Origin of the sequence: Aeromicrobium sp. (assembly GCF_014378035.1) — a bacterium.
Lineage (GTDB): Bacteria > Actinomycetota > Actinomycetes > Propionibacteriales > Nocardioidaceae > Aeromicrobium.
On sequence record NZ_JACMOM010000062.1, the window covers coordinates 1 to 8,457 of the forward strand.

Annotated in this window: 9 protein-coding genes; 1 reads left to right on the top strand and 8 read right to left on the bottom strand. The window is 67.6% G+C overall.

All coding sequences use genetic code 11. The annotated features are described in order from the left end of the window. The 8 genes from H7290_RS03360 to H7290_RS03395 form a co-directional block, all read right to left on the bottom strand. On the bottom strand, nucleotides 1–252 hold a 252-nt coding region (locus tag H7290_RS03360), incomplete at its 3' end, for a Mur ligase domain-containing protein (protein ID WP_290512601.1). After that, nucleotides 249–1,739 (bottom strand): UDP-N-acetylmuramoyl-L-alanyl-D-glutamate--2,6-diaminopimelate ligase, encoded by a 1,491-nt coding sequence (locus H7290_RS03365; protein ID WP_290512602.1) that lies wholly within the window; start codon nucleotides 1,737–1,739, stop codon nucleotides 249–251. The genes H7290_RS03360 and H7290_RS03365, both read right to left, overlap by 4 nt. A gap of 38 nt (nucleotides 1,740–1,777) precedes the next feature. Further along, nucleotides 1,778–3,529, bottom strand: a complete 1,752-nt coding sequence (locus tag H7290_RS03370) for a penicillin-binding protein 2 (RefSeq protein WP_290512603.1) — start codon at nucleotides 3,527–3,529, stop codon at nucleotides 1,778–1,780. Further along, nucleotides 3,526–3,963 (bottom strand): hypothetical protein, encoded by a 438-nt coding sequence (locus H7290_RS03375; protein ID WP_290512604.1) that lies wholly within the window; start codon nucleotides 3,961–3,963, stop codon nucleotides 3,526–3,528. The genes H7290_RS03370 and H7290_RS03375 overlap by 4 nt, the downstream gene beginning before the upstream one ends. After that, nucleotides 3,960–4,907 carry a 16S rRNA (cytosine(1402)-N(4))-methyltransferase RsmH gene (rsmH, locus tag H7290_RS03380; protein ID WP_290512605.1) on the bottom strand — a complete coding sequence of 316 codons (948 nt, stop codon included), beginning with the start codon at nucleotides 4,905–4,907 and terminating at the stop codon, nucleotides 3,960–3,962. Before rsmH ends, H7290_RS03375 begins: the two co-directional genes overlap by 4 nt. Nucleotides 4,908–5,192: 285 nt before the next feature. Then, nucleotides 5,193–5,642, bottom strand: coding sequence for a division/cell wall cluster transcriptional repressor MraZ (gene mraZ, locus H7290_RS03385; protein WP_290512606.1), 450 nt, complete (start codon nucleotides 5,640–5,642; stop codon nucleotides 5,193–5,195). A 205-nt stretch (nucleotides 5,643–5,847) separates the two neighbouring features. Further along, nucleotides 5,848–6,225 (bottom strand): DUF3040 domain-containing protein, encoded by a 378-nt coding sequence (locus H7290_RS03390; RefSeq protein WP_290512607.1) that lies wholly within the window; start codon nucleotides 6,223–6,225, stop codon nucleotides 5,848–5,850. Continuing rightward, the gene (locus H7290_RS03395; protein WP_290512608.1) at nucleotides 6,212–7,000 is read right to left on the bottom strand and encodes a methyltransferase domain-containing protein; all 789 of its coding nucleotides are present in this window, start codon (nucleotides 6,998–7,000) and stop codon (nucleotides 6,212–6,214) included. Before H7290_RS03395 ends, H7290_RS03390 begins: the two co-directional genes overlap by 14 nt. 203 nt (nucleotides 7,001–7,203) lie before the next feature. Here H7290_RS03395 and H7290_RS03400 point away from each other — a divergent pair. Further along, on the top strand, nucleotides 7,204–8,457 hold a 1,254-nt coding region (locus H7290_RS03400; protein ID WP_290512609.1), incomplete at its 3' end, for an FAD-dependent oxidoreductase.

Genomic DNA, 8,457 nt, shown 5'->3' on the forward strand with positions numbered 1-8,457 from the left:
CGGGACGACGACGCAGTCAGCCTCGACAGCGCGGCTGCCGAGCACGCCGACGGCTCCGCCGGCCACTGCCGCACCGGCATAGTCGTGTCCGTCGACGTGCTCCCCCGCCAGGGCTGCGAACAGCGTCCCAATTCCTGCCCCTGCTACTGCTCCGCGTGAGTCGATCGTCACGGCATCGACCAGTGCCGAGCCGTCACCGTGCAGCTCGCCACCGACGACGTCCGCCACGTCACGCAGCGACAACGCGATCATGTGTGCTCGCCGATGAGCTCGATGAGGACCTCCCGGTCGTCGAACGGATGAACCACGCCGTCGACCTCCTGGCCCCGCTCGTGTCCCTTGCCGGCGATGACGACGGTGTCGCCGAGATGAGCCATCGCGACGGCGTGGGCGATGGCTTCACGACGGCCCGGCACCTCGACGGCCAGCCCCGGCCCCACCCCTGCTCCCTCGAGCACGGCAGCCCGGATGGAGCCTGCGCGCTCGGTGCGGGGGTTGTCGTCGGTGACGATGAGCACGTCGGCGTGACGGGCCGCCGCCGCTCCCATCAACGGACGCTTGCCGTGGTCGCGGTCGCCCCCTGCGCCGAGCACCATGATGAGACGGCCTGCGGTGACCGGCCGCAGTGCCGACAGGACAGCCGTCACGGCGTCGGGCTTGTGCGCGTAGTCCACGATCGCGGTGAAGGACTGCCCCACCTCGACCCGCTCCATGCGCCCTGGGACGCCCGTGCTCGCGGCGATGCCACTGGCCAGCTCGGTGGGGTCGTACCCGGCGGAGGTGAGGGCCGCCATGACGGCCAGGGCGTTGGAGACGTTGAAGACGCCCGCCAGCGGGACTGCCAGCTCGCCAACGAACCCGTCGGGCCCGAGCAGGTCGAGGTCGGTACCGAGCCTGTGGGGTCGGATGTTGACAGCACGCCAGTCGGCCGGGCTGCCCGCTGTCGAGAAGGTCGTGACCGGCAGCGGGGTGAGCTCACGAAGTCGCCTTCCGTGGGCGTCGTCGACGTTGATGACGGCGTGGCGCGAGTGCGCGGGGGTGAACAGCGATGCCTTGGCCAGGAAGTAGTCCTCCAGGTCCTTGTGGAAGTCGAGGTGGTCCCGCCCGAGGTTCAGGAAGACCGCGACGTCGAAGAGGAAGCCGTCGACGCGCCCCTGCACGAGCGAGTGGCTCGAGACCTCCATGGCACAGAGCTCGACGGACTCCTCGCGCATCACGGCGAAGAGTGCCTGCAGCTGTGGCGCCTCGGGAGTCGTCAGCGTGGAGGCAGCGGGGACGCCGCCGATGCGGGTGCCGATCGTGCCGACGACCGCCGACACCCGATCGCCGAGCGCAGCCTCGGCAAGGTACGTCGCAGTGGTCTTGCCCTGCGTCCCGGTGATGCCGACGGTCGTGAAAGCTTCGGTCGGGTGGCCGTAGAAGGTGCTGCTCAACGAGGCGAGCTCGGCGCGCGGGTCGTCGACGACAACCACGGGCAGCTCCGTGACCAACGCAGCACCCTCGACGTCGGTCAGCACCGCGACGGCTCCGTGCTCCTGGGCGACGCTGACGAAGGCGGCACCGTGTGCGCTGGCGCCGGGCAGTGCCGCGTAGAGGTCGCCGGGACGAACGTGCGACGTGTGCAGGGCGATGCCCGTCACGACGGCCTCGGCGGACGCTGTCGAGCCGAGCTCTGCAGCCAGCTCGTCAAGGGTCCACCGAGGCGTCTCCAGCGGTCGTAAGCGCATCTCCTCAGCCACAGCTAGACCCTATCCGTACGCCGTCGTGCCGTCGTCGATCACCAGGTCTGGGCGACCTTGGGGGGCTTGGAGCCGGTGGGCGCGACGCCGAACCGCTCGAGCGCCATCGACATGATGTCGTGGAAGACCGGCCCGGCAGTCGAGCCGCCGCCCGCGCTGGCATAGGGCTTGTCCAGCACGACGTAGGTCAGGAACCGCGGCTTGTCGGCGGGCGCGAAGCCGATGAACGACACCGTGTTCTGACCGCGGATGTAGCGGCCCGTGACGGGGTTGACGCGCCACGCGGTGCCAGTCTTGCCCGCGACCCGATAGCCCTTGATGGCTGCCGCCGGGGCAGTGCCGTCGGGCGCAGTGACCGCTTCCATCATCCTGGTCACGGTTGACGCGGCGTCCTTGGAGACGACTCGTCGGCCGGGATCAGTGGGGACGGCCTTCTTCGTGCCGTCCGCGTCTTCCGTTCCGCTGACGACGGACGGACTGCACATCGTGCCGGCATTCGCGATGGCGCCGATGGCTCGCACCATCTGCAGCGCCGTCACGGAGATGCCCTGACCGAAGGCGATGGTCGCGTGATTGGCCTTGGTCCATTCGGAGCCGTTCTTCAGGAGGCCGGCGGACTCGCCCGGGAGGTTGGCCCCCGACTTCTGGCCGAAACCGAACTTGTGGAAGTAGCGGTACATCGTGTCGTCGCTCATCTGCTGCGACGCCACGATCGTGCCGAGGTTGGACGACTTCGCGATGACGCCGGCTGCCGTCAGGTGCAGTGTGCCGTGCTTCCAGTAGTCGCCGATCTTGAACTGGTCGATCGTCATGCCAGCCGGCACCACGATCGGGGTGTCGACAGCGATCTTGCCCTGGTCGGCGAGCGCGGCCATCGTGACGGGTTTCATGACGCTGCCCGGCTCGTAGACGTTCTGCACACCGCGAGACGTGGTGTTGGTGAGCGTCATGCCGCTCTCCTCGTCGGCGTTGAACGTCGGCGCCTGGGACATCTGCACGATCTGACAGGTCTTGACATCCATCGTGATGGCGACGCCCCAGTCGGAGGTCGACTCCCGTACCGCATCGGCGTGACGCTGGTCGCCGTACCACTGCAGGTCGCGGTCGATCGTCGTCCTGACGTTGTCCCCGGGCACCATCTTCTTCACGGTGCTGTCGGCCATCGGGATGCGCGCACCTGACGAGGGTGCGATCTCATACGTGCTGGAGCCGTCAACTCCGGTGAGGGTCTTGTTGTACGCCTCCTCGAGCCCGGCAGCACCCTTGCCGGCACGGTTGACGAAGCCCAGGAGATTGGCTGCGAGGCTGCCGCCCGGATAGGTCCGTAGCGTCTCCTTCTCGCTGAACACGCCTGGCAGCTCGGCCGCGGTGATCGCCTTGAGGGCCTTGCGGGCGGTCCAGGAAGGCACGTCGCGGACGAGGTAGACGAACTTGGAGTCAGAGGTCCGCAGCTTGTCGATCATGTCGAAGTAGTTGACCCGGCCACCGAGCTTCTGACGCAGGATGCGGGCGATCTGTGGGGCGTTGGCCGACGTCATGCTGGGGTCGGCGGTGAGGGTCAGTCCGTCGACGTTGGTCGCGAGCTCTACGCCGTTGCGGTCCAGTATCGACCCCCGCGGCGCTGGAAGGGTGCTCTTCGCGGTGCCGGCCTCGACCGCCATCGCGGCGTAGGCGCTGGCGTCGAGGCCCTGGATCTGGAACAGCCGTACGCCGAAGACGGCGAAGATGCCGATGACCATCGCCAGGCACACCCGAAGTCGCCGATGGTGTGCGGGCTTGTCGGCGGTCATCGCGTCACTCTCCTGATGTTGCTGCCCGGCAGGGCGGGTTCTGGCTTGCCGAGCACCTTGCCATCGGAGAGCCGGAGGAAGGCCGGGTTGACGTTCGGGACCATGCCGATCGCGATGGCCTCCCGTGCGACATGGGCAGGGCTCTGCAGCCGGCCGACGTCGCGAGCGAGCGCCTGCTGCTGTGTCTGGAGCTCCGCCGCCTGACGGTTGAGTCTCTCGACCTCGAAGGACTGACCCTGCAACACGGTGCTCATGATGATCAGACCGACCAGGCCCGCGGACAGCAGCGTGAGGACGACGACCACAAAAGGCGCTTTGCGCGCGCGACTGCGGACCGGGCGGACCAGTCGCAGTCCGGCGGCCTTGACATCGGGCAGCTGACGGGAGGCGGGTGTGCGGTTGGGGACGGCGGCCCGCGCGACCTGCGGGCTCATGCGGCAATCCGCTCGGCGACCCTCAAACGAACAGATCTCGCCCGGGGGTTTTCGACGATCTCGGCGTCCGTCGCCATCTCGGCCCCGCGGGTGACGAGGCGGAACCTGGCCTCGTGCCCCTCGGGCACGAAGGGCAGGTCACGCGGCACATCGGTCGTGGTGACTGCCGTGAAGGCCCGCTTCGTGATGCGGTCCTCGAGCGAATGGAAGGCCAGCACGACGGCCCGACCGCCCGGAGCCAACATCTCGAGTGCGTCAGGAAGGGCTCGGCGGTAGACGCCCAGCTCGTCGTTGACCTCGATGCGCAACGCCTGGAAGGTCCTCTTGGCCGGATTCCCGCCCGTACGACGCGCTGCCGCAGGGATGGAGGTGCGGATGAGGTCGACGAGACGGGCGCTGGTCGTGAAAGGCTCCCGGTCGCGGTCGGCCACGACGGCATCGGCGATGCGCTTGGCGAACTTCTCCTCGCCGTACTCCCGCAGGACCTTCGACAGCTCGCGCGACGTGTAGGTATTCAGAACATCCGCCGCTGTCATCGGGTCCTCCGGGTTCATGCGCATGTCGAGCGGCGCGTCCTGCGAATAGGCGAAGCCCCGATCGGCGAGATCCAGCTGCATCGAGGAGACGCCGAGATCGAAGAGGACTCCCGAGACGGTGGAGAGGCCTGCCTCACGGATCACGTCGGCAATCTCGTCGTACACCGCGTGCGCGTAGGTCACCCGATCGCCGAATCGCTCGAGCCGCGCCTCGGCCCGGGTCAGGGCCTCGGGATCGCGGTCGACACCGATGACGTGCAGGTCGGCGAAACGCTCGAGCATGGCCTCGGTGTGGCCACCGAGTCCAAGGGTGGCGTCGACGACGACCGGGTGATCGACGGCGATGGCCGGGGCAAGCAGGTCGAGGACGCGCTCAAGCAGGACGGGGACGTGACGCGCCTCGCTCACAGCAACCCCAGCACGAGGGCGATGACGGCGGCGATCGTGACGGACGCCCCGAGGGAGAAGCCCATGAGCACGATGCCATCGGCGACGTCGTGCCGTACGCGCCTCTTGCCCATGTTCATCCTCATCCCATTCCGTCCATCGAGGTGTTGTGTTCATCCGGATGCTGTTCGATCGTGTGTTTTGACGTTGCTGTCGTCGTGTGGCCAGATCTGCGTCCGTGCGGGTCTGACACCGGGGAAGTGATGTCAGAACCACGCGGGCACAGATCTCGCCGCGCGGCGATGGTCAGAAGATGCCGGGCATCACTTCCTCGGACATGTCCGCGAAGGGACCTTCCTGGGCGTTCGAGAAGTCCGTCCAGCGGCCGGCGTCCCAGATCTCGATGCGGTCCATCGCTCCGACGACCGTGCAGTCGCGATCGAGATGAGCCCATTCGCGGAGCACGGGAGGGACTGAGATGCGGCCCTGCTTGTCCGGAACCTCCGATGAGGCCCCAGAGAAGAACATCCGGGTGAAGTTGCGCGCCGCCTGGTTGGTGAACGGCGTGTCCCTGACACGGTCGGTGAAGGCGTTGAAGCTCTCGGTCGTCCACCCGTAGATGCAGTTCTCCTGACCGCGGGTGAGGACGATGCCGTGCTCGAGCCGAGGACGAAACTTCGCCGGAAGAAAGAGCCTGCTCTTGTCGTCGAGTCGAGGGTTGTACGTGCCGAAAAAATTTGACGCATCCGGGTTCACCTCTCTCCTCCTCGCCGCCGAACAACTGCTCCATTTCCCCCCACCATACCCCACCACTCCCCACATCGTGGGGCGTTTTCAGGATGAAAAGAATGTTTCCGGGGTTTTGCCCCACGTGCTGGGCTCAATGGAAAAGGCCGTCAGGGCAAAGAAAAACCGCCCCCGAGGGGGCGGCTGTCCAAGAAGTGGAGTGAAGTGGGGCGTTTTAGCGCTCGTCGCTGTCGCGGCGACGCTGCCAGCGCTCCTCCATACGATCGACGAAGTTGCCGCTGGGCCGGGGCGGTGATGCGGACTGCGGCTCGTCCCGGCCGCCGATGCCACGCTTCCAGGCATTCATGAACAGGTACGCGCTCGCCAGCATGGTGACGAAGCCGAACACGCCGAGCCAGGTCATGGCGGACACTGCGCCGGCGAACAGCAGCACGATGCCGCCGAGGAAGCCAAGGACCGCAAGAATGGCGACCCTACGGTTGCGGGCCAGGAACTTCGACCCGCGCAGAGTCGAGGCGAAGTCCGGGTCTTCTGCGGCCAGCGACTGCTCGAGCTGGTGCAGCAGCCTGGCCTCTTCGTCAGAGAGCGGCATGTTTGCCTCCTGTATCGGATGGTGCTGAATTCAAGTCTAAACGCGCTATTGATTGCAGACCAGCGGAAAGCGAAGTGAAGTCCGATGACGTGCGAACAAGACGCTCCAGGGCGTACAGGGCATCACGTGCGCCAGGCTCTGTGTCGACGATGGCACTGGGCACCAGATCGGCGAAGACACGCAATCCGTTGGTGGCCACAGTGACGAATCCGTGGGCTCCCAGGAGCTCCTGCACCTCCTCCAGGACGAATCGCCGAGGCCCCATCGTCTGGGTGTCCCACGTCGTCGAGGTTGTCCCGAGCAGCGTCTGCGCGGCGATGAAGTCACCGGCCAGCGCCCGTGCAGTGACTGCAGCGTTGCGGCCGGAGACGACGACACTGGCGTGGCCACCGGGTCGCAGGACAGTCGCGACCGTGGCGAGCGCCTGACCGGGATCGTCGACGTGCTCCAGCACACCGTGACAGATCACCAGATCGATCGAAGACTGCTCGACGTGGTCGAGGAGATCGGCCGCGTCACCCTGAATGCCGCGCACCGTGTGCTCGAGCCCGGCTTCGACACCTCGACGGTGCAGCGACGCGAGGGCATCAGGACTCGGGTCGACGACAGTGACGCGGTGGCCGAGGTGCGCGAGTCGCACGGCGTCGCTGCCGGTGCCTCCGCCCAGATCAAGGACGTTGAGCCCTTCGCCCGGGACAGCGTCGCTGGCGACCTCAACAGCATCGACCACGGCCTGCCACATCAACTCGGTGCGGACCGGACCCATGTCAGACATCGTGCCACAGGGGTCGCACCCGATCCCCGACAGCGTCTGGCCATGGATCCTGCCGCGCTGGTCTTCTCGAGCGGCTGGGCCAACGGCATCAATGCCTAGCCACGATCACGGTGCTGGGGCTGGTTCCTCGCGTCGCCGTGCTGTGGCGTGTCATCCAGCGCGCGTGGCGTCGAGGACGTGTCATCACCCCGTAGTCTGCGCGCATGGCGAGAGTGGTGGTCGTGGGCGGCGGATTTGCCGGCCTCTCGGCAGCGGCCAGGCTCGCGAAGCTGCGCCACGACGTCACGCTGCTGGAGTCGACCGACCGACTCGGCGGACGCCTCAACGGGACGACCATCGACGGGGCGACGTGGCAGACCGACCTCGACACGGTGACACTCCCCGGCGTCTTCCGTGACCTCTTCCGCAAGTCCGGACGACCGTTGGAGCGCGTTCTCGAGCTCACCAAGACGGAGGGTCGACGGCACGTCTTCAAGGACAAGTCGGTGCTCGACCTTCCGCTCGGCAACCGGGGCGACCAGCACGAGGCCGTGACGGCTGCCTTCGGTACCGATGAGTGGTCACCCTGGGTCGACACGTTCGCCGACACCTGGGAGGTCGTCAGACGGCTCGCCCTCGACCAGGTGTTCGCTGGCCGACCGGCGGTCGATCGCAGCACACGCAAGGCGCTCCGGCCCCGCCGCAGCCTCGCGACCCTTGCCGACAAGGACATCGATGACGAGCGCCTCCGCAAGCTGGTGCTCGACCCCGTCCGGCTCGCCGGTCATGAACGGCAGGTGACTCCCGGTTTCGTCGCCGTCAGCCACCACGTCGAGCGCAGCTTTGGACGCTGGGCCTTCGCCGGTGGCCTGCCGGCACTGGCCGTCGCCCTCGAGTCGCGGCTGAGCGAGCGCGGGGTCACCGTCGAGCTTGGCGAGTCGGCCCACGAGCTCGTGCTCGAGAATGGTTCTGTTTGCGGCGTCGTGACCGATCGACGCACCGTGCCGGCCGACATCGTGGTGTGGTGCGCGCCGACCTGGCCCGCACCGCTCCCCCGGCCGCGGGGCATGCCCGTGATTCCCGCGTCTCGCACGCTGATGACCCTCGGTGCCGAGGCTCCGACGATGCCCGACGAGATCCTGGTGCATGCCAACCCCCCGATCAGGCTGTGGTCCGGTGGTGGAGGTCGGTGGACCATCGAGCACCGCAGCGGCGAGGACCCGCTGAGGGCTCTCGTGCGGTTCGGCATCGACCTGCGGCCCTTCGTGGTCCAGCAAGCCACTCTCACCCCGAGCGACCTGGTCGGCCTCGGGCACTGGGGCTGGGCGTGGACGGGGTGGACGACGGCGCTCGAGCTGCCCGGCGTCGCGCCGAGAGGTGGCGTGTACTTCGCAGGCGCCCACGCGCATCCCGGCGGCACCCTGGAGGCGATCGGCATGGCGACGGCCGCTATCGCCGAGGCCGTCGGCCCGTCAGCC